Here is a 23,619-nt window from a genome sequence, read left to right as displayed (position 1 = left end):
GGTCAGCGTTCGCGTCCGTCGCGCACGTCTCGACACCGTGGCGGCCGGGTCGGGGTCGAAGTCGGCGTGGACGGCCGGCGACGGTCGCGGCGAGCGCGACGGGCGTCGCGTCCCGTTCGCCGTCGGACGGTTCGAGCGCCCGGTTCAGTACCCCTCTCGGTTCACCCTCAGTATTTCGCGTCCGCGCCCGTGACCTCGTAGACGTCGTCCATGATGTCGTCGCGGCGGGCCTGCCAGCGTTCGAGGCCGTCGGGGCTCGACGGGTAGGCCTCGTAGTGCTCGAGGAGGCGGTCGGCGACGCGCTTCGTCTGGTACATCTGGTATATCTGCCCCCAGTGGCCGAAGCTCTTCGCGGCAACCTTCGCGGCGAGGCCGACGCCGAAGCTCGACGTCCCCGCGTAGAGGGCCTCGCTGAGCTGTTTGCCGGGGAGGCTGGCGAGCAGGCTCATCAGGTCGTCGACGTCGACGGCCGTCGAGAGCACGTTGTAGACGTCGAGGGCGGCGTAGCGCGCGCCGAAGTGGTCCATGACGCGCTCGTTGTACGACCAGAGGGCGGCCTCGCCGTGGACGCCGTCTTCGAGGGCGTCGATGGCGGCCTCGGCGGCGTACTTCCCGGCGTAGGCGGCACCCGCGATGCCGCCGCCCGTCGTGGGGTTGACGTGGCCGGCGGCGTCGCCGACCGCGAGGTAGCCGGGGTGGGTCGCGGAGTCGTAGGGCCGTCGGGTCGGGAGCGCCGCGCCGAGTTTGTCCTTCACTTCCGCGCCCGCGAACTCCGCGCGGTTGCGGAGGTCGCTCTTGAGGTCCTCGACGAGGTGCATCGGCTCCTCGTTCATCTGGAAGCCGAGGCCGGCGTTTATCTGCGTGTCCGTGCGCGGGAAGTACCAGAGGTAGCCCGCGGCGCGCTCCGTCGGCTTGAAGACGAGGGCGTCGTCCCACTCGACGGGCTCGGGGACCTCGACGATCTCCCGGTAGGCCGAGCAGAACTGCGAGTAGTCGACGTTCGTGTCGAAGGTCGACTCGGAGAAATCGACCGTGTCCTGGAGGAGCGAGAGCGACCCCGCGGCGTCGACGACGAACTCGGCGTCGTACGTGACGGCGTCGCCCTTCCGGGTCGCCCGGACGCCGGTGACGCGGCCCGCGCGGTCCTGCTCGACGTCCTGGACGACCGTGTCGTAGTGGAACGCGACGCCGGCCTCGCTCGCGCTCTCGATTATCCGCTTGCCGTACTTCCAGCGGTCGATGACGGCGAGTTCGCCGGGAATCGGGATTTCGAGGACGGTGTCCTCCTGGGGAATCTCGAAGCGGCCGTGGTCGACGCCGGTGTTCGTGAACGCCGGTTCGAGTTCGGTCTTCGGGATGGCGTCCGGGAAGTTCGCCGCGCCCTTCAGGGCGTCACCGCAGGCGATGTGGCCCGCCTCGTCGGCGTCCTTGCGTTCGACGACGACGACGTCGTAGCCCGCCTTCGCGGCGGTCGCGGCGGCGTAGCACCCGGACGTGCCGGCACCGACGACGACGAAGTCGAACTCGTGGGTGGTCATACCGCGGTGATTGTGACGGGCCGTGAAAACTCTTTACGGACGTTCTGGACGCGAATCCGTCGCCACTCGGGCGACACGGCGCGCGATAAAGAGTTTTACCGGCGCTCACCGAACGCCGTTCTATGACCGAACACACCGTCGAGTTCGTCGGGCGCGACGAGACCATCGAGGTCTCGGAGACCGAGACGATCCTGAAGGCCTGCCTCCGCGAGGGGATAGCTCAGGAGTACTCCTGTCGCGTCGGGATGTGTCTGGCCTGCTCGGCCGAGGTAATCGAGGGCGAGGTCGCCCAGCCGGCCGCGCGCGGCCTCAGCGAGGCGGAGGCCGAGGACTACTGTCTCACCTGCATGGCGCGTCCCCTCTCCGACCTGAAGATCGAGCGCGGCAAATACCCGCCGAGCGTCGAGACCGACGCCGCCGATATCGATGCGGACGGTCCCGTCACCACCGCGGACGACTAGGGCGTCTTCGACTCAGAGGTCAGGCGCGGGCGCGGCCTTCTGGAGGGCGGTCTCCGCGACGTTCCCGCCGTAGTCCGCGCAGCGCGAGAGCGAGTCCACGACGAGCCCGAGGTGTTGGGCCTCGCGGGGTTCGAGGTCGCGCAGGAGGTCGTCGAGGGCGCGGGCGTGCTCGTCGATCCCGAGGACGGACTCGCGCGTGCGGTTGGCGAGTTCGGTCGCCTCGTCGCGCTCCTCGGCGAACAGCGCCTCCATCGCGGTGTCGACGATGTCCGCCGCGTCGTCGTGCAACTCGCCGAGAGCCTCGGCGGCGTCCGCCGGGACGGGCTCGTCGAGTTCGAGGGCGACGTTCGCTATCTTCGCCGCGTGGTCGCCGATGCGCTCCAGCTGGCGGGCGCTGGAGTGGTAGTCGAAACACGTCTCGCGCGTCACGCCGATCTCCTGGGCGGTGCGCGGCGAGCGCAGCGACCCCCGGAAGATGCGCGAGACGACGAACCAGAGGCGGTCCACGTCGTCGTCGCGCTCGATGACGTCCTCGGCCATGTCGTGGTCGTTCTCGCGGAGTGCGGTGACGGCGTCGTCGAGCATCGAGAGCGCGATGAGACGCATCCGTCGCACGGCGTTGTGCACGGAGAGCTCGCTCGAATCGAGGAGGTCCTGCACGACGATGCGGTCGCTCGTCTCCTCTAAGACTTCGAGGCCGACGAGGCCCTGCGTGGCGTTGCGGACGACGCGGCGCTGGTCGGACGTGATGCGACTCGCCTCCAGGACGAGGACGTCGAAGCCGCTCACGTACATCGTCATCACCGTGCGCGTGAGCGCGTCGCCCTCCATCCCCGTGATGTCGAACGTGCCGCGCTGAGTCTCGTCGTCGCTCACCGGGGAGAGCAGCAGGGAGCCGCTGTCCGGGTGGAAGGCGATCTCGTCGCCGGCGCTGACGTCGTGGTCGCGCGCCCAGTCCTTCGGGATCGAGACGGTGAACGTCGAGCCGCCCGTGACCTGCACCTTGCGGCGTTCCATACTCGTGGGTCAGGGCACGCAACCATAAATCTACGCGTATCTATATACTCATTATCCGCCGCGCCAATCGAGGGACACAACGGTACCAAACCACCACACGTGAGCGTCTCTCGGCACTTCAGTCCGTCTCTCGGGTATCGACCCTCACGTACTCCTATCGTTCACTACCAAGAACTATATAGAAACAATAGTAGAGTATTTATTTGGGGATGGAGTTTCGTCCGATGATGACGAAGCAGCTCAAACGCTTCGGGGAGAGCGTCTCGCGGCGCAAAGTACTCGGCGGTATCGGCGTCACGGGGGCCGCTGCCCTCGCCGGCTGTGGGGGCAACGGCGGCGGGTCCTCCGAGGAGACGAGCACGACGGAGTCGACGAGCACGTCCGGCGCCGGGTCCGACTCCGGGCCGCTGACCGCGGGTGGCTCCTCGACGGTCTACCCGATCACGTCCGACGCGTCGTCCGTCTGGAACTACAACCCGCCGGCCTCCGACACGGAGTACTGGCCGGCCAGCGAGTACGGCATCGACACGGACGAGGCGATGGCCGACTACTGGGCGGGCCTGTACGGCTTCGAGGCCAGCGGTAGCGGGAGCCCGCCGTTCAAGGTCTCCGTCGGCCTCAGCCACTCCGGCGTCGGCCTCACGAAGGTCATGCAGGAACAGGTCGACATCGGCGACGCCTCCGCGCCCGTCGAGGCCGAGCTCGAAGACGTCGACTACGACAAATTCGTCGACCACGTCGTCGGCGTCGACGCACAGCCCATCGTCGTCTCGCAGCACCTCTACGAGAACGGCGTTCAGGGCCTCAACGCCGAGACCGTCCGCGCCATCTACCAGGGCGAGATCACGAACTGGTCGGAGGTCGACGGCTACACGGGCGACGACATGGAGATTCAGGCGGTCGGTCGCTCCGTCGGCTCCGGCACCGACACCTCCTTCCGCGTCAACATGCTCGGCAGCGCCGACGCGGAGATGCCCGGCGTCGACGTTCGTCGCGGCGAGAACCAGCAGGTCGCCGCGACGGTCAAGAACTCCGACAACGCCATCGCGTACATGGCGCTCGCGTTCGTCTCCGATCAGGTCCCGGCCATCTCGCTCACCTTCGAGGGGACGACGTACACGCCCGGCGAGAACCTCTCCGATAAGGGCTACCCGCTCTCGCGTGACCTCCACTGCTACACCTACGAGGGCACCTCCAACAAGGAGGCGGCGTTCCTCCGGATGCTGATCCACGACTTCGGTCAGGGGCAGTACGTCGAACCGGCCGGCTACGCGACGCTCTCCGACAGCCGGCAGGAAGAGGAACTTTCAAAGCTCCCCGACCCACAGTAACGCTCACGGTACAGCATGTCCGGAGCATCCACTACGCAGGCGATTAGCCGGTCGTTCGGCGAACTGGACTGGCCGGCGCGCATCGCCGGGCTGGTGGGTGCGCTCTCACTGATCGCGGCGTTCGCCGCGTTCATCGTCGAGCCGGGGGCCGTCGTTTTCCCCGCGCTCGTCTTCGTCGCCGTCGCGCTCTACGGCTGGTTCGCCCACCAGGCCGAAACGGCGCGTTCGCTGACGTTCCTGGCGACCGCCTCGACGCTCGTCATCCTCGGCGTCATCACCGTCTACCTCTTCGTCAAGGCCGTCCCCATCCTCCGACAGATGGGCGCGTCGCTCCTCACGAGCGCGGTCTGGGACGTCCACGGCGGTCGATACGGGCTCGTGACGATGATGTGGGGGACGCTCGTCACCACCATCATCGCCACGCTCGTCTCCGCGCCGCTCGGCGTGGCCGGCGCCGTCTTCATCAGTGAGATCGCACCGAAATCAGTCCGAGAAGCAGTCAAACCGGCCATCGAACTCCTCGCCGGAATCCCGTCCATCGTCTACGGCTACATCGGGTTCGTCGTCATCAACTCCTACATGATGGACCTCTTCCGTCTCCCGACGAACGGGAGTCTGTTCATCGTCGGGCTCGTCATCGGCGTGATGGCGCTCCCGACCGTCGTCTCCGTCTCCGAGGACGCCCTCAACGCCGTCCCGAACGCGATGAAGGACGGCTCCGTCGCCCTCGGCTCGACCGACTGGCAGACGACGAAGAGCGTCTCCGTGCCCGCCGCTATCTCGGGCATCTCCGCCGCCGTCATCCTCGGCGTCGGGCGCGCGCTCGGCGAGACGATGGCCGCCACGGTCATCCTCGCCAATGTCACGCAGCTGCCCGAGCCGCTCTACGACGTCTTCGGGAACACCATCACGCTCACGTCCGCCATCGCCAGCCAGTACGGCGTCGCGGCCGGGCGACCCACGCAACTCTCCGCGCTGTTCGCCGCCGGCGTCGTCCTCTTCGTCGTCGTGCTCGCGCTCAGCGTCGTCTCGCAGACCATCGAGCGCCGGATGCAACAGACGCTCGGGGGTGACCAATGAGCGAGTCCGGCGGTGCCAACCACGACCGCGCGAACATCGTCACCGAGACCTCCGGCGTCGACCGGCTCGCCGGCGTCCCGGCCGTCTTCGGTGCCGTCGCGTTCGTCGTCGGCTGGGCCATCGTCTTCCGCTGGGTCCACGTCACCGACGTCCTCGCGGGCGTCACGTACGCGACGCTGCTCTCCGCGGGTCACGTCCTCGCCGCCGTCGTCCTCTGCGCCGTCGGTGTCCTCTCCACGACCGGCGTCGTCGACACCGACCCCGACGACTCCACGGGGCTGTTCACCGCGCTCGCCTTCGGCGCAATCGCGTTCGTCGGCGTCGGGCTCACGGCCTCGCAGACGTTCGACACGGGCGCGGGCGTGTGGCTCCCCGCCAGCGTCGTCGCCCTCGTCCTCGTCACGGTCGCGGTTCTGAGCGTCCCCGAGGACCTCGGCGTCACCCTCCCCGTCGCGGCGTTCGAGCTCGTCGTCGGGCTCGCCGTCCTCACCGACGTCATCGGCCCGTCGTGGACGTGGAGCCCGCACGGGTTCTCCGCGTCCTTCGTCGGCCCCATCGCCATCGCGGCGTTCGCCATGGTCGGCAGCCTCCTCTGCGTCTGGGCCGGGACGAACGCCTCGCAGGGGTTCGGCTCGCGTGGCCGCGAGCTCGGTGCGTACTCCCTCATCTCCACGTACGCGGCCGCGCTCCTCGCCATCCTCGTGCTCCTCATCGTCTTCGTCGTGCAGAACGGCATCGACCAAGTCCTGAAGGGAGCCCAGCTCTGGCCGTTCAAGCTCCCGTTCGTCCTGAACGGCTACGGGCTCCAGTACGACGTCAACGGGATATTCCCGGCCATCGTCGGCACCGTCTGGCTCGTCGTCGGCGCGGTCGTCTTCGCCGTCCCGCTCGCGGTCGGCGCGGCCGTCTACCTCACCGAGTATGCCGACCAGGGCCGCTTCACCCGAATCGTCGAGACCGCGACGAACGGCCTCTGGAGCACGCCGAGCATCGTCTACGGTCTCTTCGCGTTCGCGTTCCTCTTGCCGCGCATCCAGAACAACGTCACGCTCCTCACCGGCCAGCTCGTCCTCGGCTTCATGCTCCTCCCGCTCGTCCTCATCACGAGCCGCGAGGCCCTCCAGAACGTCCCGGACGAGTACCGCGACGCCAGCGCCGCGCTCGGCGTCACGCAGTGGCAGACGATTCGGAGCGTCGTCCTCCCCGCCGCCATCCCCGGTGTCCTCACCGGGGTCATCCTCGGCGTCGGCCGAATCGCCGGCGAGACCGCCCCGATCCTGCTCGTGCTCGTTCGCGAACCGTTCTCCGCGTCCGCGCCGAGCGTTATCGGCTCCTTCCACTTCACCGCGAGCGCGCCGTTCGTGACGAACGAGGCGCTGCTCAGCCCCGCGACCGCGCTCCCCTATCAGCTCTTCGCCGTCATCACCGCCGGCGTCGGCGCGAGCCAGGAATTCGGCTGGGGGACCGCGCTCGTCCTGCTCTGCGTCGTCATGTTCTTCTACGCGATCGGCATCACCACGCGCATCTACTTCAGGAGGAAGCTCCGCCAATGAGCCAGATGGAAACACAGACCACGACCGGAGAGACGGAAGAACAGATACGCGACGAGTGGCTCGAATACGACTTCGAGGGCGAGAGCGCCCTCTCCGTGGAGGACCTCGACGTCTTCTACGGGAACGACCAGGCGCTCCAGTCCATCAGCATGGACGTCCCCGAGAAGTCCGTCACCGCGCTCATCGGTCCCTCCGGCTGTGGGAAATCGACGTTCCTCCGGTGTCTCAACCGGATGAACGACCGAATCGACGCCGCGCGCGTCGAGGGCACCGTCGAGTTCGACGGCGAGAACATCTACGACGACGACGTCAACCTCGTCGAGTTGCGAAAACGCATCGGGATGGTCTTCCAGAGCCCGAACCCCTTCCCGAAGTCCATCCGCGAGAACATCTCCTACGGCCCGCGCAAACACGGCGACATCGACACGGGGCTCGTCGCCCGACTCCTCGGGCGCGACGACCGCGACGAGGAGGAGGAGCTCGTCGAGCGCTGTCTCCGCGGTGCCGCGCTCTGGGACGAGGTCCACGACCGCCTCGACGACAATGCCCTCGGGCTCTCCGGGGGCCAACAACAGCGCCTCTGCATCGCCCGCGCGCTCGCGGTCAGCCCGGACGTCCTCCTCATGGACGAGCCGGCGTCCGCCCTCGACCCCATCGCCACCTCGAAGATCGAGGACCTCGTCGAGGAGCTCGCGGAGGAGTACACCGTGGTCATCGTCACCCACAACATGCAGCAGGCCGCGCGTATCAGCGACCAGACAGCCGTCTTCCTCACCGGCGGCGAGCTCGTCGAGTACGGCGACACCGACCAAATCTTCGAGAACCCGCAGAGTCAGCGCGTCGAGGACTACATCACCGGCAAGTTCGGGTAGTCGAGACGTCCGAACGCTTTACAACACCCCACACACACCCCACACCCATGCCACGCGAAAGCTACCAAGCGCAACTGGCGGCCATGCAGGAGGACGTCCTCTACATGAGCGAGGTCGTCATCGACCGCCTCCGCCTCGCACTCGAAGCGATGGCGCAGAAGGACGAAGACGCGGCGACGGAGGTCATCGACGGCGACGACGAGGTCAACGACCTCTACCTCGAACTGGAGCAGGACTGCATCGACCTGCTCGCGCTCCAACAGCCCGTCGCCGGCGACCTCCGGCTCATCGCCTCCTCGTTCAAGATAATCACCGACCTCGAGCGCGTCGGCGACCTCGCGGTCAACCTCGGCGAGCACACCCTCGACTCCCGCCACGACATGTTCCCCGAGGTCGACATCCACGCCATCGGCGACCTCACCGTCGAGATGCTGGAGGACGCGATGGCCGCCTACGAGGCCCGCGACGACGAGGCGTGCTACGACATCGCGGCCCGCGACGACGAGCTCGACCGGCTCTGCGAGCGCGCCTCCCAGACCGTCGTCCGCGACCTCATCGAGACCGAACTCGACGCCGACGACAGCGAGGAGGAGGTCGAGGCGCTCATGCAGGACGTCTCCCGGATGCTCCTCACCGTTCGGGACCTCGAACGCGTCGGCGACCACGCCGTCAACATCGCCGCACGCACCCTCTACATGGTCGAGAACGACGAAGAGCTCATCTACTGACGCGGTTCTCTTCTCCCGGGCCGCCGACGCGGCCCGCCCGACACCCGTCGTGCCGACGGCGTTCGCCCGCCGCGTGCGCGCTACGCCTCGGGCGTCTCGAAGTAGGTCCCGCCACGGAGGTAGTCGACGCCGAAGGCGACGAGGACGAGCCCCGAGAGCGCGAACAGGCCGCGAAAGAGGAGTCCCTCGCCGGTGAGCGCGCCGAGACACATCGACGCGCCGAGGAAGACGTGGCCGACACCGACGAGGCGGAGCGCGCCGACGCGCTCGCGGATCGGGTTCTGGACGCCGCCGAGGAGTTCGAAGACGCCCGCGACGACGAAGACGGCGAGTTGGACGCCGGTGGCGCCGTCGAGCGCGGGCGCGCCGAAGACGGCGAAGAAGACGGCGGCGAGGGCGAGCAGGAACGCGCCGAGGTAGCCAAAGCGGCGGAACGTGAGAGCCATGGGCGTCCCTGCGTCGGCCGCACCCAAGTATCCACCTCCTCGCGGGCGCGCTCACGGCCGGACGCGACCGGCCGCGCGCCGTCGCGCGTGGACTCGCACGCGGTAGCGCGTACACGCCCTCAGGCGCGCGAAAACGAGCGTTTCGGGCCCCGAAAGGTTTAGAAGCCCGTCCGGCATATCGGGCAGTATCGACCCGCCGCGACGGCGGGACACCCACCGTGGAACTCATCATCACAGAGAAGGACAACGCCGCCCGTCGCATCGCCGACATCCTGAGCGAGGGCGGCACGTCCACAGAGCGCAGCGGGGGCGTCGACGTCTATCAGTGGGGAGGCCGCCGATGCATCGGCCTCTCCGGACACGTCGTCGGCGTCGACTTCCCCCCGGAGTACAGCGACTGGCGCGACGTCGAGCCGGCGGAGCTCACGGACGCCCCGGTGACGAAGACGCCGACGCAGGAGTCCATCGTGAACGTCCTCAAGCGCCTCGCGGGCGAGGCCGACTCGGTCATCATCGCCACCGACTACGACCGCGAGGGCGAGCTCATCGGCAAGGAGGCCTACGAACTCGTGCGCGAGGCGAACGCGGACGTCCCCGTCTCCCGCGTGCGTTTCTCCTCCATCACGGAGAACGAGGTGAAGTCGGCGTTCGCGGACCCGGACGACCTCGACTTCGACCTCGCGGCGGCGGGCGAGGCCCGCCAGATTATCGACCTGATCTGGGGGGCGGCGCTCACGCGCTTCCTCTCGCTCTCCGCCCGACAGGTCGGCGACGACTTCATCTCCGTCGGGAGGGTCCAGTCCCCGACGCTGAAGCTCATCGTCGACAAGGAGCGCGAGATCGAGGCGTTCGACCCCGAGGACTACTGGGAGCTCTTCGCCGACCTGGAGAAGGAGGGATCGACCTTCGAGGCCCAGTACTTCTACCGCGACGAGGACGACAACGAGGCCGAGCGCGTCTGGAACGAGGACGACGCGACGGCGGCCTTCGATGTCCTGCGCGAGGCCGCGACGGCGGTCGTCGAGTCCGTCCGGCGGCGCACCCGCACGGACGACCCGCCCGCGCCGTTCAACACCACGCAGTTCATTCGCGCCGCGAGCTCGCTCGGCTACGCCGCGGGCCGCGCGATGAGCATCGCGGAGGACCTCTACACCGCGGGGTACATCACCTACCCGCGGACGGACAACACGGTCTACCCCGACGACCTCGATCCAGCCGACCTTTTGGACGCCCTCTCCGCCCAGCGCGACTTCGCCGCGTCGGTCGAGCGACTGGAGGAACTCGACGAACTGGAGGCGACGCGCGGCGACGAGGAGACGACGGACCACCCGCCAATCCACCCGACGGCCGATTTACCCTCGAAGGGCGACCTCTCGGAGGACGAGTGGGAGGTGTACGAGCTCGTCGTGCGGCGCTTCTTCGCGACGCTCGCGGAGCCCGCCGAGTGGGAACACCTGCGCGTCGTCGCGGACGCAGAGGGAGAGCAGCTGAAGGCGAACGGCCGCCGGCTCGTCGAGGAGGGGTACCACGCGGTCTACCCCTACTTCGGGACCGACGAGAACCACGTGCCGGACGTCGCGGAGGGCGAGGAGCTCGCCATCGCGGACGCCCGCATGGAGGCCAAACAGACCCAGCCGCCTCGGCGCTACGGCCAGTCGCGGCTCATCGAGACGATGGAGTCGATGGGCATCGGCACCAAGAGCACCCGCCACAACGTCATCGAGAAGCTCTACGACCGGGGGTACATCGAGAACGACCCGCCCCGACCCACGCGGCTGGCGATGGCGGTCGTGGAGGCCGCGGAGGAGTACGCGGACCTCGTCGTCTCCGAGGAGATGACGGCCGAGCTCGAGGCCGACATGACGGCCATCGCGGAGGGCGAGAAGAACCTCGATTCGGTGACCGAGGAGTCCCGCGAGATTCTGGGTCGCGTCTTCGAGGCGCTCGACGAGTCGCGCGAGGAGATCGGCGAACACCTCCGCGAATCCCTGAAGGCCGACAAGCGCCTCGGCCCGTGCCCGAAGTGCGGGTCGGACCTGCTCGTGCGCCGGAGCCGGCAGGGGTCGTACTTCGTCGGCTGCGACGGCTACCCCGACTGTCGCTTCACCCTCCCGCTCCCCTCGACGGGCGAGCCGGTCGTGCTCGACGCCGAGTGCGAGGAGCACGGGCTCAACGAGGTGAAGATGCTCGCGGGGCGGAACACGTTCGTCCACGGCTGTCCCCTCTGTGCGGCCGAGGAAGCGGCGGAGACCGAGGACCGGATTATCGGGCCGTGTCCGGAGTGCGGGGAGAACGCCGCGCCGGAGGGAGAGCGAGGCGAAGGCGGTGACGCCGCCGGAGCGCACGGCGGCGAACTCGCCATCCGCAAGCTCCAGTCGGGGTCGCGCCTCGTCGGCTGTACGCGCTATCCGGACTGCGAGTACTCCCTGCCGCTCCCGCGTCGGGGCGACATCGAGGTTACGGACACCTACTGCGAGGAGCACGACCTCCCCGAGCTCGTCGTCCACGACGAGGGGAGCGACGAGCCGTGGGAGCTCGGCTGTCCGATCTGCAACTACGAGGAGTACCGGGCGCGCCAGGGCCTCGACGGAATCGAGGGAATCGGCCCGAAGACGAAGGAGAAACTCGCCGCGGCGGGCATCGAGAACCTCGACGACCTCGTGGACGCGGACGCGGAAGGCGTCGCCGAGGACGTCGAGGGCGTCAGCGCCGAGCGAGTCGAGGACTGGCAGGCGAAAGCGGACTGAGACTGAGCACGCGACCCCCGTGCGGGGGTCGCAGCACGGAACCGGAGGAAGCAGGGTAAGGCGCGCCGGCGCGCCCGGCACAGGTCACCGACTGCACGACGGGTGTCGCGTCGGTGGTCGTCGAACCGTCGACGTCGCTCAGTGACGGCTCACCTCCGTCGCGGGATGACGTTCGGGTGCCTCGCGGGCGAGCCGTCGATACGCGGGGTTCGGCGGTCGATACGACATCGGTCGGGGTGTGGTGCGGTCGGTGTGTGTCTCGTTCGACTCCATGGGTGGCGTCAGCGTGCCTCGATGTCGAGGCTCCCGCACGCCGGACAGTTCTCTCGCGGCGCCTCGTACGCCTGCCCGCAGAGCCGACATTCGAAGTCGTGATCCGTTGGGTCGGACAGGAGTTGCGTCGCGAGGTGTGTGATCGTAGCCATCGTCCTTCACGCCGTACTGTGTGCCACACCCACTAATAACTATCGGCTGTGCGTCCATCTATATTCGTCTATGTACGATGTACCACAGCATATTCGCTCAGAGAGTGTACGATTCGTTTTTTCTCTCGCGTATCTCCGGACGTTTCGGTGCTCATCTATTCGCGGTTGGGCCGTGGGCTTAAGCCCGCCGCGGCCCAACCTCGTCCCGATGCGGCTTGATGACTACGTCGAGGGGCTGAAGCCCGACGAGGAGTACGAGCGGCGGAAACTCGCGGCGGAGAAGTCCTACGCCATCACGGACTACCTCGACGACGCACGCGCCTCCTTCGAGGCCGTCAAACAGGGCGACTCGCTCTACGGGGCGACCGCCCCCTCGGTCTTCGTCGGCCGGTCGTCCTACCCGAACGTCTCCGCGGGCATCCTCTCGCCCGTCGCCGAGGAGTCGGAGGCCGACCCCGACGACTACGCGACGAGCGGCGCGTGGTACGAGCGCGGCCTCGGCATCGACAACGTCCTCCAGTACCGAACGGGCCTGCTCAACTCCCGTCGGTCGGCGGACGTGAACGTCGAGGACGTCTGGGACGGCTTCGTCGGCACCCAACGCGAGGTCGCCATCGCGGACCGGCCCGTGGACGTCGAGATCGGCCTCGCCTCGACGCCCGACTTCGACCCCGACCAGTACGCCCAGCCGACCGCGAACGCGCCGAGCGGCCCGAACGCGTCGGTCGACTCCGCCGACCTGACCGAGAATCCCCACGTTCCCCGCGCGGTCGAGAAGACCCTGGAGGACGACGACTGGCGCGCGCAGGGTGCGATGGTCTACCTCTACGAGCACGGCCTCGACGTCTACGACGTCAACCGCGTGCTCTCCGTCGGCGCGCTCGGGCAGGGCGAGAACCGACGGCTCGTCCCGACGCGCTGGTCGATCACGGCCGTCGACGACACGGTGGGCCAATACCTCCGCGGGCAAATTCGCGACGCGCCGAGCGTCGACGGCGTGGAGGTGCGACTGAACGAGTACATGGGCAATCGCTACTGGGTCGTCCTCGCGCCCGGACACTGGGAGTTCGAACTGGTCGAGATGAAGTCCCCGGGGAGCGTCTGGAACCCGGACCCCGGCGGGGACGTCTGGATGGCCGCGGCGAGCGAGGGGTACGAGGGGCGCTCGGGCTACGTCGAGGAGACCGCGGGCGCGTACTACGCCGCGCGCCTCGGCGTCCTCGAACACCTCGCCGAGCGGGGCCGACAGGCGAAGGCGCTCGTCCTCCGGGAGGTGAGCGACGACTACTGGGCCCCCGTCGGCGTCTGGCAGGTGAGAGAGAGCGTCCGGCACGCCTTCGAGCGCGAGGCCGCGGACGCCGAGACGCTCCACGGCGCGGTGCGCGACCTCGCCGAGCACCTCCCCGTCTCGCTCGGCGACCTCCGCCGGAAGTCGACGATGGTCGCCGGCCTCCAGACCGGGCTGAGCGACTGGGCGTAACGCCGTCAGGCCACGGGGGCGAGCGACCGAGCGGGGGGCGGGCGTAGAAGACTTACAACGGACGCCACGAGAGACACGGGTATGACCGCCCTCCACGCGCTCGCCCCGTCGCCCGCGCCCGCCTTCCTCGGCGGGCTGCCGGGCGGGCTGGAACTGCTCGTGATCCTCCTCATCGCCGCCGCGGTCTTCGGCATCCCGACGCTCCTCCTGCTCGGCGGCGGTGGCTACCTTCTCGCGCGCTCCGCGCGGCGCGACGAGCGGCTCGCGGAGCTCGAACGCGAGGTCGACACCCTCCGCGGGCGCGCCGGTGAGGACGGCGAAACCGGGAACGACGCCGGTGGAGACGGAGCCGGCGAGCGCGAGCGCGTCGGCGAGGGCGACGCCGACGAAGCCGTAGACGGCGACCCGGGAGGGGAGAGCTCCGGCGACGATACCGGCGCCGACGACGCGGCGTCGCGGGACGACGAGCGTTGACGCCACGCCGGCCCGCGCCGGGCACAGAGAGGAGTACCTTTGTGGGCCGCGCGCCAACCCCACGGTAATGTCACGTCCGTCCACGGCCCCCGACCGCGGGGCACAGGCGAAGACGGTCGCGCTGGCGGCCGGCGTCGGCCTCGGGGGGCTCGCCTTCGGGTTCGCGCTCACGCTCGTCGCGGCCGTCGCGGTCCAGACCGCGGGGTTCGCGCTCACGCCCTCGCTCTCCATCGTCCTCAGCGTCGTCCTCCTGCAGGGCGTCGCGTTCGGCACGGTCGCGTACGCCTACGCGAGGTACCGCGACGACCCGAGTCGCTTCATCACCTTCCGCGTCCCGTCGATCCGCGAGGTCGGCCTCGCCGTCGCGGGGTGGCTCGGCGCGCTCGGCGCGCTCGTCGTCATCAGCGCCGTCCTCCAGTCGACGAACGCGCCGACGGCGAGCAACGAGGTGGCGAACTACGGCCTCGAACACCCAGAGGTCCTGTTGGTGCTCGTCCCGCTCTCCTTCCTCCTCGTCGGCCCCGGCGAGGAACTGCTCTTCCGGGGCGTCGTCCAGGGAACGCTCCGGGAGCGATTCGGGCGCGTCCCCGCGGTCGTGCTCGCCAGCCTCATCTTCGCCAGCGTCCACTTCACGTCGCTCTCGGGCGCGCTCGCCGGCCGCGTCGTCACCATCGGCGCGCTCTTCGTCATCTCGCTCGTCCTCGGCGCTCTCTACGAGTACACGGGGAACCTCACCGTCCCCGCGCTCGTCCACGGCGCGTACAACGCGACGCAGTTCGGCCTGCTCTACGTCTCCATCGCGTACGGCGACGAACTCCAGCAGGCGACGGGTCTGCTCGGCTGAGAAAGGGACCTCGAACTCACTCGCACACCGTTCGTACACCGCTCGCGTCTCGCTCGACCGCGGCGTCCGTCTACGCGTCCGTCTCGTCCGCCTCGTCGCCCGTCGCTTCGTTCCCGTCAGCGTCGCCCTCGTCCTCGGCCGCGGCCACCTCGCCCGCGGGGACGGGGCCGTCGCCGACCTGTTCGCGGACCGTCTCGACGAACTCGCGGCGCGACTCGAAGTACGGGACGTCGGCGTGTGCGAGGATGTCCGCGAGGCGGCGAGGGCCCTTCGGCGTCCGGATGGTCGTCTCGCCGTCGCGGCGGACGATCTCGCTGCGCTGAATCCCCCACGTGAAGCGCGAGGCGACGCGCGCGAGCGGCGCGCCCTCGACGGGAGCGCCCGGACCGAGTTCGACCGCGGGCTCCGCCGCCTCCTCGTCGTCGTCTGCCATACGCGAGGTGTCGGTGGGCCGCCGATTAGGGCTTTCGGTGCGCGCGCCCGCGGGTCGGCGTCTGACGTACCGTTTTTACGCCCGGGGCCGTATGTGAGGGTATGACCAGCCTCGCGGACGCGTACCAGCGCGACGCCAACGGCGCGAGCCAGCGTCGCGTCTACGCCGGGACCGCGCTCTTCGGGGCGGGCGCGCTGCTCGTCGTCGCCGGCATCCTCGCCGGCGCGACCCACCTCGTGATGGGGCCGACGCCCTCGACGGCCGCGAAGTTCGCCGCGCGCGAACTCGGCCTGACGCTCGGCTGTCTCGGCGTTCCCGCCATCTTCGTCGGCGTCTTCACCGTCCTGCCGGCGAGCCGGTTCTACCGCGTCGCGGCCGCGGGCGGCGCGCTCGTCGCCGTCGCCGGCACGCTCGTCCTCCGCTACGCCTACCCGATGCGGTGGTACGCGGGCGGGGGCTCCGTCCCCTCGACGACGGCGCTCGCGGGCGCGCTCGTCTACGTCTTCGGTCTCATCGTCATCTTCTGGTGTCTGTTCACCGCCGTCGCCACGTTCAAGACCCGGAACGCCCCCGGCGGCACCGTCACCCTCACCGTCACCGAGGACGGCCAGACGAAGACCGTCGAGGTGCCCCGCGAGGACCTCGACGACGCGCGCGCCGCCGTCGCGGGCGACGACACCGGCTCCTTCGGCGGCGTCGGCGTCTTCGGCGGCGTCGAACGCGGGAGTCAGGACCACGGCCCCCAGCCGACCTCCGATGGGGGCGCGACGACGCCCGACGTCCGCGAGGTCACTGGCGAGCGCGGGAACGCGGGCGAACCGAGCCGGGAGTCGGGCGGAGCGGGGGCGAGCGCGGACGCCGACGTCGGACCCGACCGTTACTGCGGCAGCTGTACGCACTTCGACTACGTCCGCACCGACGACGACGACATCAAACCCTACTGCGGCCACCACGACGAACTCATGGACGACATGGACGCCTGCGAGGCGTGGACGCGCGAGTAGCTCAGAGCCCCGCCAGCCGCGTCTCGACGTCGTCCCAGTGACTCCCCTTCCAGTAGCGCTGGCCGCAGTCCGCACAGCGCCAGACGCGCGCGGCGTCGTCCGGGACGTGCTCGGGGTGTGGCGGCTCCGCGTCCACGAGCCGGCCGTTGCACGTGGCGCACCGATCCGGCTCGTCGGGGAGCGAGAGGTCGAAGCCCGACTCGGCGAGCTCGGCGAGCTGGTCGTCGACGCGCCGCGTCCGCAGGCGGACGCTCCCGGGCGTGCGCCGCGCGAGCTCCGCGTCGCGCGTGAGGAGCGTGCGGTCCTCGCGGGCCGCGATCTCGCGGAGCCGGTCGTCGTCCTCGACGCCCCGGTCGAGGGCGTAGGCGGCGTCGTAGCCGCACATCCGCAGGACGCGCGCGAGCTTCCCGAGCATGACGTCGAGCAACAGCGGCGTATCGTCGGGTCCAGCCATCAGTCGAGGAACGCCCGAAGCCCGTCGGCGTCGCGGGCGTTCAGGACGTCGCCGGCCTCGGCCCACCCGCGGCGGGCGGTGTGGACGCCGTAGGTGCGCTGGGCGTACTCCGCGGGCGAGTGCGCGTCGGTGTCGATGGCGATGGGCGCGCCGGCGTCGACGGCGGCGCGGACCGCGCTCCCCGGGAGGTCGAGACGGTGGTAGTTCGCGTTCACCTCCAGGGCCGTCCCGGCGTCCGCGGCCGCGGCGACGAGCTCGGCGGCGTCGAACGCCATCGCGGGGCGCTCGTTGATGAGGCGACCCGAGGGGTGGCCCAGCACGTCGACGTGCGGGTGCTCGACGGCCGCGACGAGGCGGTCAGTTTGATCACCGCCGTCGTCCCCGAGCGCCGAGTGCGGCGAGGCGATCACGAGGTCGAGGTCGGCGAGGACGTCGTCGCTCACCGCGCCCACGTCGCCGTCGGCATCGACGTTCGCCTCGACGCCGTGGAGGACCTCGACGTCGGCGTCGACGTCGTCGCTGAGGTCGGCGATTGCGTCGGCCTGCTCGCGGAGGTCGGCGTCGCTCAACCCGGAGTCGCCGAAGACGCCGGGGCCCTCGGCGTGGTCGGTGATGCAGACGTAGTCGTGGCCGAAGTCGGCCGCGGCCTCGACCATCTCGCGGATGGAGTGCCCGCCGTCCGACCAGTCCGTGTGGACGTGGAGGTCGCCCCGGAGGTCGTCCTCGGCGAGGAGGTCGGGGAGCGCCCCCTCGCGCGCGGCGTCGATTTCGCCGCGGTCCTCGCGGAGTTCGGGCGGAATCCACGGCAGGCCGAGCGCGTCGTAGACGGCGTCCTCGGTCTCGGCGGCGAGCAGGTCGCCGACGCGCTGCCCGTCGTCGGGGTCGTCGACGTCGGCGACATCGTCGGACGCGTCCGCGTCCGACTGGCCCGCAGGCGCGTCCCTGCGGATGTCGAAGACGCCGTACTCGTTGACCTTCTTGCCCTGCGCGATGGCGTGGTTGCGCAGCGTGACGTTGTGGGCCTTCGACCCGGTGAAGTACTGGAGCGCCGCGCCGAACTCGGCGTCGACGACGACGCGGAGGTCGACCCGGAGACCATCGACGCGCACCGAGGTCTTCGTCTCGCCCGTCTCGACGACGTCGCCGACGCGCTCCCAGTCGGCGAGGTGGGCGCCGACGCGCTCGCCGGCGTCGCTCGCCGCGAGGACGTCCACGTCGCCGTTCGTCTCGCGCCACCGGCGGATCGAGCCCGCGACCGCCGCGCGCTCGACGGCGTCGTGGGCTTCGAGGTGGGCGACGACGTCGTCCGCGAGGGGGCGGGTCTCCCCGAGGAGGGCGCGCTCGCCGGCCTCCCGGGCGAACGCGACGCCCTCGCGGATGTTCTCCTCGGTCTTCGCGCCGAAACCCGGGACCTCGCGGATGTCGCCGTTCTCCGCCGCGGCTTCGAGGTCGTCGAGCGTCCGGACGCCGAGCGCGTCGTAGAGCTTCTTGACGGTCTTCGGGCCGACGCCCTCCACGCGCGTCAGCGCGTCCATCTCGACGGGGAGGTCGTCGCGCGCTTCCTCCAACTCCTCGAAGGAGCCGGTCTCGACGTAGTCGACGACGTGGTCGGCGATTCCCTCGCCGACGCCGTCGATGTCCGCGACCGCATCAGGTCCCTCCGCGACGAGGTCCTCGACGGCCTCGGGGTAGTCCCGGACGTTGTCCGCCGCGCGCCGATAGACGTTCGGGCGGTAGTCGTCGTCCATCGCCTCCAGGAGGTCCGCGTACTCCTCCAGGACGGCGGCGACCTCGGCGTTCCGGCTCATCGCCGCCCCCCGCCGTGTCCGGCACCGCCGACGTCGCTCCCGCGGCCGCGCCCCCGCGAACTCCCGTCGTCGTGCCCGAGGGCCTTCTTCAGGAAGGTGTGCCAGCGCTTCGTGTCGGCGGCCTCCTTCGTCTCCATCTCGCGCTCGATGTCCGTCCCGGAGCCGAGCGATTCGAGGGCGTTGAGCGCGCGGTCGATGCCGATTATCTCGTCGGCGAGCGTCTCGCCCTCGGCGTAGTCGAGTTCGGCCGCCTCAAGGCGCTCGACGCGCTCGCGGCGGGCGCGCCGGAGAGTGCGTTTGGCGTCCTCGACCTCCTCCCGGCGCTCGGGGGGAATCCGGTCGAGCCCGCTCGTCTCGAAGACGAACTCGCGGAGGGGGAACGGCTCGCCGTCGAGGGCGATCTCGTCGGGGATCGTCGCGCCGACGGTCGCGGACTCGCGCCCGATGCGCTCCAAGAGCCCCTTGCGCTCGTACTCCTTCATGCGTCCGTGGACGGCGGGTGTGGCCTTGTAGGCTGGGGGAAGCGTGGGGCCGAGCGACAGCGAGGGCCCACGAACACGCGAACGGGGAGCGGGAGCGACCTGTGGGAGCGACACGCGAGCAGAGCGTGGGGCCGAGCGACAGCGAGGGCCCACGGAAACGTGAGCGCTGAACGCAGTGAGGCGCGAGCGGAGCGTGACACCGAAGGTGTCACGGAGTAGCGAGCGGGGAACGGGGACGACCCGCGAGCGACGGCGCGCGACCGAAGTCACTAACCGGGAGCCGTCCCGACTCACCCATAATGGCGACGTGTGACCGCTGCGGGAAGCAGGTGGGGATGCCCTATCGCTGTCGGTTCTGCGGTGGCACGTACTGCGAGGACCACCGGCTCCCGGAGAACCACGAGTGTCCGGGCCTCGACGAGTGGAACGATCCGGCGGGCGTCTTCGGGCCGGAGGAGACGGGCCGCGAGGAGAAGTCGCGCGTCGGGCGCGCCGTCGAGTCCGTGGGGGCGACGGGCGGGCCGCTCGGCTACCTCCGCGGGAACGTCGCGTTCCTCTTCCTCGGGCTGATGGTGGTCACGGTCGGGCTCCAGGGGGTCGTCTCGACGCTCGGGCTCCCGGTCTCCGCGCAGAACCTCTTCACGCTGAACACGACGAACCTCCTCTGGGTCTACCCGTGGTTCACGTCCATCTTCGCGCACGGCGGGTTCGCCCACCTCTTCTTCAACGGCCTCGTGCTCTACTTCTTCGGGCCGACGGTGGAGCGCCGCGTGGGGTCGGGGCGCTTCGCCGCGCTGTTCCTCGGCGCGGGCGCGCTCGCGGGCATCGCGCAGGTCGTCACGGCGGCGTTCCTCGGGCAGTACACGGCCGTCCTCGGCGCGAGCGGCGCCATCATGGCCGTGATGGGCGTGCTCACCGTGCTCAATCCGAGCCTGCGGGTGTACATCTACTTCATCCTCCCCGTGCCGCTCTGGCTGTTCACACTCGGTTTCGCCGCCTACTCGCTGTTCGTGACGTCGGTGGGCGGCATCGGGAGCGGCGGCGTCGCGCAGGTCGCGCACCTCGCGGGCCTCGCCGTCGGCCTCCTCTACGGCGCGTACCTCAAGTCGCAGGGCGAGCGCGCACCGGAAGAACTCACGCTCGGCGGCGGTGGCGGTCCGGGCGGGCCCGGCCGGGGGCGCATCTAGATGGAGCTCGCGCGGACCGACTACCTCCCGGACCCCGCGCTCGACGCCGACGCGATGGCGGCGATGCAGCGCGACATCGCGGCTGACGCGGTCTTCGCGGACGACCACGGCCTCGCCCCCGAATCCCTGCGGCTGGACGACCCCATCGCGGACACCGACCCCGCGCAAACGGCCCTCGGCGGCGACGGGCCGGTCGTCGTCGGCGTCGACCAGGCCTTCCGGGAGGACGAGGCGGTCTCGGTCGCGGTGGCGCTCCGTGGCGAGCGCGTGGTCGAGCGCGCCGTCGGGCGTGCGCCCCTCGAAATCCCGTACATCCCGGGGTTGCTCGCGTTCCGCGAGGGCGGCGCAATCGTGGACGCGCTCCGCTCGCTCTCGGTCGCGCCGGACCTGCTCGTGCTGGACGGGAGCGGGCGCATCCACTACCGCGAGGCGGGCATCGCCACGCACGTCGGCGTGCTCTTCGACGTCCCGACGGTCGGCGTGGCGAAGAACCTCCTCTGCGGGACGCCAGTCTCGGACGTCGAGGAGCGCTACCTCGACGCCGGCGAGCGCGTCGCCGTCGAGGCGGACGACGAGGTCGAGACGTGCGCGAACGGGACGACGATCGGCCACTTCTACCAGTCGCGTCAGTACGAGAACCCGACGCGCCGTCACGTCAATCCGCTCGTCGTCAGCCCGGGCCATCGCGTGGCGACGGGGACGGCGACGGCCCTCGTCGCGGCGACCTGCGCGGGGTACAAGCTCCCCGAGCCGACGCGCCTCGCGGACGGGGCGGTCGGAGACGTGACGAGATAGCGTGGGGCCGAACGGTGGGTGGGGCCCACGAATACGCGAACGCCGAGCCGAGTGAGGCGTGAGTAGCGTGGGGCCGAGCGGTGCGTGGGGGAACGGTAGTGAGGGCCCACGAACACGCGAACGGGGAGCGACGCGACCCGTGAGCGAAACGAGACTCTGCGGGGAGCCGAGTACCGCGCGAAGTCGCTTCGCCCACGCTTAACTGCCCGGCGCGCGACCGGTCGGGTATGACCGACGAGACCGTACTCATCACGGGCTGTTCGTCCGGTATCGGGCGGGCGACGGCCGAGGCGTTCCTCGCGGAGGAGTGGACGGTGTGGGCGACGGCGCGCGACGAGAGCGACCTCGCGGCCCTGCGCGAGGCGGGCGCGTGCACCGCCGAGCTGGACGTGACGAAACCGGCGCAGTGCCAGGAGGTCGTCGAGGAGGTCGTCGCGGCGGAGGGCCGACTCGACTGCCTCGTGAACAACGCGGGCTACGGCCAGCTGGGCGCGGTCGAGGACGTCCCGACGCGCCGGATGCACAAGCAGTTCGACGTGAACGTCTACGGCCCGCATCGGCTCGTTCGCGCGGTCCTCCCGCACATGCGCGAGCGCGAGGAGGGGACGATTGTCAACGTCTCCAGCGTCGTCGGGCGCGTCTCGACGCCGGGTCAGGGCGTCTACGCCGCCTCGAAGTTCGCGCTGGAGGGCTTGAGCGACGCGCTGCGCGGCGAGGTCGAACCCCACGGGGTCGACGTCGCGCTGGTCGAGCCGGGACCGGTCGACACCGCGTTCGGCGAGCGCGCGAGCGAGGAGCTCGAACCCGTCGGCGCGTCGGGCGCGTACGACCGCGTCTATCGCTTCCTGGCGGGCTTCGACACCGTCTCGGGCGGACTCGCGGCGAGCGCGCCGGCGGACGTCGCGGCGGTTATCGTCGAGGCGGCGAGCACGACGCAGCCGGCGGCGCGCTACCCGGTCGGGCCGGCGGCGAAGGCGATGAGCCTCGCGCGCTACCTCCCGGACGGGCTGCGCGACCGCGTCGTGAACACCCTCTACGACCTCGCCTGATGGCCGGGAGCGACGCCGATACCGACGTCGACAGCGAGGCGCGTCGCGAACTCGCGCGCGAGTGCGCGTTGGCGGGGGTCGACGCCGCGCACCCGGCGACGGTGGTTCGCGAGCGGGTCGCGCTGGACGCGGGGCGCGAGCACCTCCGGGTCGGCGACGAGACGATTGCCCTCGGCGACTACGAGGAGGTCGTGGTGCTCGGCGGCGGCAACGCGGCCTCGCAGGTCGCGGCGGCGCTGGAGGACGTCCTCGGCGAGACGCTGTCGGGCGGCGTCGTCGTCACGGACGACCCGGCGGAGACGGCGCGCGTCGACGTGTTGCCGGGCGACCACCCGGTGCCGAGCGAACGCGGCGTCGCGTCGACGCGCGACCTGCTCGACGCCGCGGACGCGGTCGGCCCGGACACGCTCGTGCTCGCGGTGGTGACGGGCGGGGCGAGCGCGCTCCTCCCCGCGCCCGCGGCGGGCATCACGCTCAGCGACCTCCGCGAGACGACGGACGCCCTGCTCGACAGCGGGGCGACGATACACGAGGTGAACGCCGTTCGCAAGCATTGCTCGGCGCTGAAGGGCGGCCGCCTCGCGGCGCGCCTCGCGTCGGCGCGCGTCGCCACGCTCGTCTTCAGCGACGTCGTCGGCGACGACCTCTCCGTCATCGGGAGCGGTCCGACGGTGCCCGACCCCTCGACGTACGCGGACGCGCTCGCCGTCCTCGACGACTACGACGTGTCGGTGCCGGAGGCGGTCCGCACGCACCTCGAAGGCGGCGCGGCCGGCGAACGCGAGGAGACGCCGGGCGCGGGCGACCCCGCCTTCGCGGGCGTCTCGACGCACGTCCTGGCGACGAACCGGACGGCGGTCGATGCGGCGGCCGAGCGGGCCCGCGAGGCCGGCTACGAGCCGCTCGTGCTCTCCACGCGCGTCCGGGGGGAGGCCCGCGAGGCCGCGAAGACCCACGTCGCGGTCGCGGAGGAGGCGCTGTCGACGGGCGATCCCGCGGAGCCGCCCTGCGTCGTCGTCTCCGGCGGCGAGTGCACGGTGACGGTGCGCGGCAGCGGCGAGGGCGGGCCGAACCTGGAGTTCGCGCTCTCGGCGGCGCTCGAACTCGACGGGGAGGCGGCGCTCTGCGCGCTCGACACGGACGGGATCGACGGCGCGACGGACGCCGCCGGCGCGGTCGTGGACGGCGAGACGATCACGGATCGGCGGGCGGCGAGACGCGCCCTCCGCGCGAACGACGCGCTCCCCGCGCTCGACGACGCGGACGCGCTCGTCACGACGGGCGCGACGGGGACGAACGTGAACGACCTCCGCGTGCTCGTCGTCGGGTAGGCCGGTTTCAGGGGCTGTGTTGAATCGCCATACGGCGGTGGAATTCACTGTTTCACAGCCCGCTTGATGTTATAGACGAC

At 70.4% G+C, this 23,619-nt stretch carries 23 protein-coding genes; 15 read left to right on the top strand and 8 right to left on the bottom strand.

All coding sequences use genetic code 11. The annotated features are described in order from the left end of the window. Nucleotides 1-167: 167 nt before the first annotated feature. A complete protein-coding gene (locus IEX84_RS10875; RefSeq protein WP_188872606.1) occupies nt 168-1,538 on the bottom strand; it encodes a geranylgeranyl reductase family protein in 1,371 nt (456 codons plus the stop codon). Between the two features lie 122 nt (nt 1,539-1,660). On the opposite strand from IEX84_RS10875, the gene IEX84_RS10870 reads away from it, so the two are divergent. Further along, nucleotides 1,661-1,999 (top strand): 2Fe-2S iron-sulfur cluster-binding protein, encoded by a 339-nt coding sequence (locus IEX84_RS10870; protein ID WP_188872605.1) that lies wholly within the window; start codon nt 1,661-1,663, stop codon nt 1,997-1,999. A 12-nt stretch (nt 2,000-2,011) separates the two neighbouring features. On the opposite strand, the gene IEX84_RS10865 is transcribed toward IEX84_RS10870, so the two are convergent. Then, nucleotides 2,012-3,016: a phosphate signaling complex PhoU family protein gene (locus IEX84_RS10865; protein ID WP_188872604.1), complete on the bottom strand. Its 1,005-nt coding sequence runs from the start codon at nt 3,014-3,016 to the stop codon at nt 2,012-2,014. Nucleotides 3,017-3,243: 227 nt separating this feature from the next. Between IEX84_RS10865 and IEX84_RS10860 the strand changes: the two genes are divergently transcribed. From IEX84_RS10860 to phoU, 5 genes are read left to right on the top strand one after another with little or no spacing between them, the layout of a single operon-like run. Then, complete coding sequence (locus IEX84_RS10860) at nt 3,244-4,347, top strand: PstS family phosphate ABC transporter substrate-binding protein (RefSeq protein WP_188872603.1); 1,104 nt, start codon at nt 3,244-3,246, stop codon at nt 4,345-4,347. A 15-nt stretch (nt 4,348-4,362) separates the two neighbouring features. Continuing rightward, nucleotides 4,363-5,427 carry a phosphate ABC transporter permease subunit PstC gene (pstC, locus tag IEX84_RS10855; RefSeq protein WP_188872602.1) on the top strand — a complete coding sequence of 355 codons (1,065 nt, stop codon included), beginning with the start codon at nt 4,363-4,365 and terminating at the stop codon, nt 5,425-5,427. After that, nucleotides 5,424-6,980 (top strand): phosphate ABC transporter permease PstA, encoded by a 1,557-nt coding sequence (gene pstA, locus IEX84_RS10850; protein ID WP_188872601.1) that lies wholly within the window; start codon nt 5,424-5,426, stop codon nt 6,978-6,980. The genes pstC and pstA overlap by 4 nt, the downstream gene beginning before the upstream one ends. Beyond that, the gene (pstB, locus tag IEX84_RS10845; protein ID WP_188872600.1) at nt 6,977-7,852 is read left to right on the top strand and encodes a phosphate ABC transporter ATP-binding protein PstB; all 876 of its coding nucleotides are present in this window, start codon (nt 6,977-6,979) and stop codon (nt 7,850-7,852) included. The genes pstA and pstB overlap by 4 nt, the downstream gene beginning before the upstream one ends. A 47-nt stretch (nt 7,853-7,899) precedes the next feature. Continuing rightward, on the top strand, nt 7,900-8,580 hold the full coding sequence (gene phoU / locus IEX84_RS10840; RefSeq protein WP_188872599.1) for a phosphate signaling complex protein PhoU: 681 nt from the start codon (nt 7,900-7,902) through the stop codon (nt 8,578-8,580). 80 nt (nt 8,581-8,660) lie between these two features. Here phoU and IEX84_RS10835 read toward each other — a convergent pair whose 3' ends face one another. Then, nucleotides 8,661-9,026: a hypothetical protein gene (locus IEX84_RS10835; RefSeq protein ID WP_188872598.1), complete on the bottom strand. Its 366-nt coding sequence runs from the start codon at nt 9,024-9,026 to the stop codon at nt 8,661-8,663. A 218-nt stretch (nt 9,027-9,244) separates the two neighbouring features. Between IEX84_RS10835 and IEX84_RS10830 the strand changes: the two genes are divergently transcribed. After that, on the top strand, nt 9,245-11,773 hold the full coding sequence (locus tag IEX84_RS10830) for a DNA topoisomerase I (RefSeq protein ID WP_188872597.1): 2,529 nt from the start codon (nt 9,245-9,247) through the stop codon (nt 11,771-11,773). Nucleotides 11,774-12,054: 281 nt separating this feature from the next. Here the strand turns inward: IEX84_RS10830 and IEX84_RS10825 are convergent, their stop codons facing one another. Then, entirely contained in the window at nt 12,055-12,198 is a 144-nt protein-coding gene (locus IEX84_RS10825; RefSeq protein ID WP_188872596.1) for a PhlB family protein, read from the bottom strand. A 208-nt stretch (nt 12,199-12,406) separates the two neighbouring features. Here IEX84_RS10825 and nreA point away from each other — a divergent pair, with 208 nt between their 5' ends. From nreA to IEX84_RS10810, 3 genes are all read left to right on the top strand, one after another. After that, on the top strand, nt 12,407-13,678 hold the full coding sequence (gene nreA, locus IEX84_RS10820) for a DNA repair protein NreA (RefSeq protein WP_188872595.1): 1,272 nt from the start codon (nt 12,407-12,409) through the stop codon (nt 13,676-13,678). A gap of 81 nt (nt 13,679-13,759) precedes the next feature. Continuing rightward, on the top strand, nt 13,760-14,152 hold the full coding sequence (locus tag IEX84_RS10815; protein WP_188872594.1) for a hypothetical protein: 393 nt from the start codon (nt 13,760-13,762) through the stop codon (nt 14,150-14,152). Between the two features lie 67 nt (nt 14,153-14,219). Next, a complete protein-coding gene (locus IEX84_RS10810; protein WP_188872593.1) occupies nt 14,220-14,996 on the top strand; it encodes a CPBP family intramembrane glutamic endopeptidase in 777 nt (258 codons plus the stop codon). A 70-nt stretch (nt 14,997-15,066) separates the two neighbouring features. Here the strand turns inward: IEX84_RS10810 and IEX84_RS10805 are convergent, their stop codons facing one another. After that, entirely contained in the window at nt 15,067-15,429 is a 363-nt protein-coding gene (locus tag IEX84_RS10805; protein WP_229732365.1) for a DUF5789 family protein, read from the bottom strand. 101 nt (nt 15,430-15,530) lie between these two features. Here IEX84_RS10805 and IEX84_RS10800 point away from each other — a divergent pair, with 101 nt between their 5' ends. Further along, nucleotides 15,531-16,433 carry a DUF7139 domain-containing protein gene (locus IEX84_RS10800; protein WP_188872592.1) on the top strand — a complete coding sequence of 301 codons (903 nt, stop codon included), beginning with the start codon at nt 15,531-15,533 and terminating at the stop codon, nt 16,431-16,433. 1 nt (nt 16,434) lies between these two features. Here IEX84_RS10800 and IEX84_RS10795 read toward each other — a convergent pair whose 3' ends face one another. From IEX84_RS10795 to IEX84_RS10785, 3 genes are read right to left on the bottom strand one after another with little or no spacing between them, the layout of a single operon-like run. Beyond that, nucleotides 16,435-16,887 carry a Mut7-C RNAse domain-containing protein gene (locus tag IEX84_RS10795; RefSeq protein WP_188872591.1) on the bottom strand — a complete coding sequence of 151 codons (453 nt, stop codon included), beginning with the start codon at nt 16,885-16,887 and terminating at the stop codon, nt 16,435-16,437. Next, nucleotides 16,887-18,695 carry a helix-hairpin-helix domain-containing protein gene (locus IEX84_RS10790; RefSeq protein WP_188872590.1) on the bottom strand — a complete coding sequence of 603 codons (1,809 nt, stop codon included), beginning with the start codon at nt 18,693-18,695 and terminating at the stop codon, nt 16,887-16,889. Before IEX84_RS10790 ends, IEX84_RS10795 begins: the two co-directional genes overlap by 1 nt. Further along, complete coding sequence (locus tag IEX84_RS10785) at nt 18,692-19,177, bottom strand: DUF5788 family protein (RefSeq protein ID WP_188872589.1); 486 nt, start codon at nt 19,175-19,177, stop codon at nt 18,692-18,694. Before IEX84_RS10785 ends, IEX84_RS10790 begins: the two co-directional genes overlap by 4 nt. A gap of 299 nt (nt 19,178-19,476) precedes the next feature. On the opposite strand from IEX84_RS10785, the gene IEX84_RS10780 reads away from it, so the two are divergent. The 4 genes from IEX84_RS10780 to IEX84_RS10765 all read left to right on the top strand — a co-directional run bounded on the left by IEX84_RS10780 (nt 19,477) and on the right by IEX84_RS10765 (nt 23,539). After that, entirely contained in the window at nt 19,477-20,364 is an 888-nt protein-coding gene (locus tag IEX84_RS10780) for a rhomboid family intramembrane serine protease (RefSeq protein WP_188872588.1), read from the top strand. Further along, complete coding sequence (locus IEX84_RS10775; protein ID WP_188872587.1) at nt 20,365-21,159, top strand: endonuclease V; 795 nt, start codon at nt 20,365-20,367, stop codon at nt 21,157-21,159. Between the two features lie 227 nt (nt 21,160-21,386). Then, nucleotides 21,387-22,208: an SDR family oxidoreductase gene (locus IEX84_RS10770; RefSeq protein WP_188872586.1), complete on the top strand. Its 822-nt coding sequence runs from the start codon at nt 21,387-21,389 to the stop codon at nt 22,206-22,208. Then, nucleotides 22,208-23,539 (top strand): glycerate kinase type-2 family protein, encoded by a 1,332-nt coding sequence (locus IEX84_RS10765; protein WP_188872585.1) that lies wholly within the window; start codon nt 22,208-22,210, stop codon nt 23,537-23,539. Before IEX84_RS10770 ends, IEX84_RS10765 begins: the two co-directional genes overlap by 1 nt. Nucleotides 23,540-23,619: the final 80 nt, after the last annotated feature.

It is taken from the genome of Halarchaeum rubridurum (genome assembly GCF_014647115.1).
Lineage (GTDB): Archaea > Halobacteriota > Halobacteria > Halobacteriales > Halobacteriaceae > Halarchaeum > Halarchaeum rubridurum.
The sequence above is the reverse complement of the archived record's forward strand: the minus strand, read 5'-3'. Positions and strand labels throughout refer to the sequence as shown.

Bases quoted from the DNA above. Each gene is read 5' to 3' on its own strand.
- pstB (WP_188872600.1), top strand. From the start codon at position 6,977: ATGAGCCAGATGGAAACACAGACCACGACCGGAGAGACGGAAGAACAG.
- IEX84_RS10765 (WP_188872585.1), top strand. From the start codon at position 22,208: ATGGCCGGGAGCGACGCCGATACCGACGTCGACAGCGAGGCGCGTCGC.
- IEX84_RS10800 (WP_188872592.1), top strand. From the start codon at position 15,531: ATGACCAGCCTCGCGGACGCGTACCAGCGCGACGCCAACGGCGCGAGC.
- IEX84_RS10810 (WP_188872593.1), top strand. From the start codon at position 14,220: ATGTCACGTCCGTCCACGGCCCCCGACCGCGGGGCACAGGCGAAGACG.
- IEX84_RS10775 (WP_188872587.1), top strand. From the start codon at position 20,365: ATGGAGCTCGCGCGGACCGACTACCTCCCGGACCCCGCGCTCGACGCC.
- IEX84_RS10860 (WP_188872603.1), top strand. From the start codon at position 3,244: ATGACGAAGCAGCTCAAACGCTTCGGGGAGAGCGTCTCGCGGCGCAAA.
- IEX84_RS10835 (WP_188872598.1), bottom strand. From the start codon at position 9,026: ATGGCTCTCACGTTCCGCCGCTTTGGCTACCTCGGCGCGTTCCTGCTC.
- pstC (WP_188872602.1), top strand. From the start codon at position 4,363: ATGTCCGGAGCATCCACTACGCAGGCGATTAGCCGGTCGTTCGGCGAA.
- IEX84_RS10870 (WP_188872605.1), top strand. From the start codon at position 1,661: ATGACCGAACACACCGTCGAGTTCGTCGGGCGCGACGAGACCATCGAG.
- IEX84_RS10815 (WP_188872594.1), top strand. From the start codon at position 13,760: ATGACCGCCCTCCACGCGCTCGCCCCGTCGCCCGCGCCCGCCTTCCTC.
- IEX84_RS10865 (WP_188872604.1), bottom strand. From the start codon at position 3,016: ATGGAACGCCGCAAGGTGCAGGTCACGGGCGGCTCGACGTTCACCGTC.
- IEX84_RS10785 (WP_188872589.1), bottom strand. From the start codon at position 19,177: ATGAAGGAGTACGAGCGCAAGGGGCTCTTGGAGCGCATCGGGCGCGAG.
- IEX84_RS10780 (WP_188872588.1), top strand. From the start codon at position 19,477: ATGGCGACGTGTGACCGCTGCGGGAAGCAGGTGGGGATGCCCTATCGC.
- IEX84_RS10790 (WP_188872590.1), bottom strand. From the start codon at position 18,695: ATGAGCCGGAACGCCGAGGTCGCCGCCGTCCTGGAGGAGTACGCGGAC.
- IEX84_RS10805 (WP_229732365.1), bottom strand. From the start codon at position 15,429: ATGGCAGACGACGACGAGGAGGCGGCGGAGCCCGCGGTCGAACTCGGT.
- pstA (WP_188872601.1), top strand. From the start codon at position 5,424: ATGAGCGAGTCCGGCGGTGCCAACCACGACCGCGCGAACATCGTCACC.
- IEX84_RS10875 (WP_188872606.1), bottom strand. From the start codon at position 1,538: ATGACCACCCACGAGTTCGACTTCGTCGTCGTCGGTGCCGGCACGTCC.
- IEX84_RS10795 (WP_188872591.1), bottom strand. From the start codon at position 16,887: ATGGCTGGACCCGACGATACGCCGCTGTTGCTCGACGTCATGCTCGGG.
- nreA (WP_188872595.1), top strand. From the start codon at position 12,407: ATGCGGCTTGATGACTACGTCGAGGGGCTGAAGCCCGACGAGGAGTAC.
- phoU (WP_188872599.1), top strand. From the start codon at position 7,900: ATGCCACGCGAAAGCTACCAAGCGCAACTGGCGGCCATGCAGGAGGAC.
- IEX84_RS10825 (WP_188872596.1), bottom strand. From the start codon at position 12,198: ATGGCTACGATCACACACCTCGCGACGCAACTCCTGTCCGACCCAACG.
- IEX84_RS10770 (WP_188872586.1), top strand. From the start codon at position 21,387: ATGACCGACGAGACCGTACTCATCACGGGCTGTTCGTCCGGTATCGGG.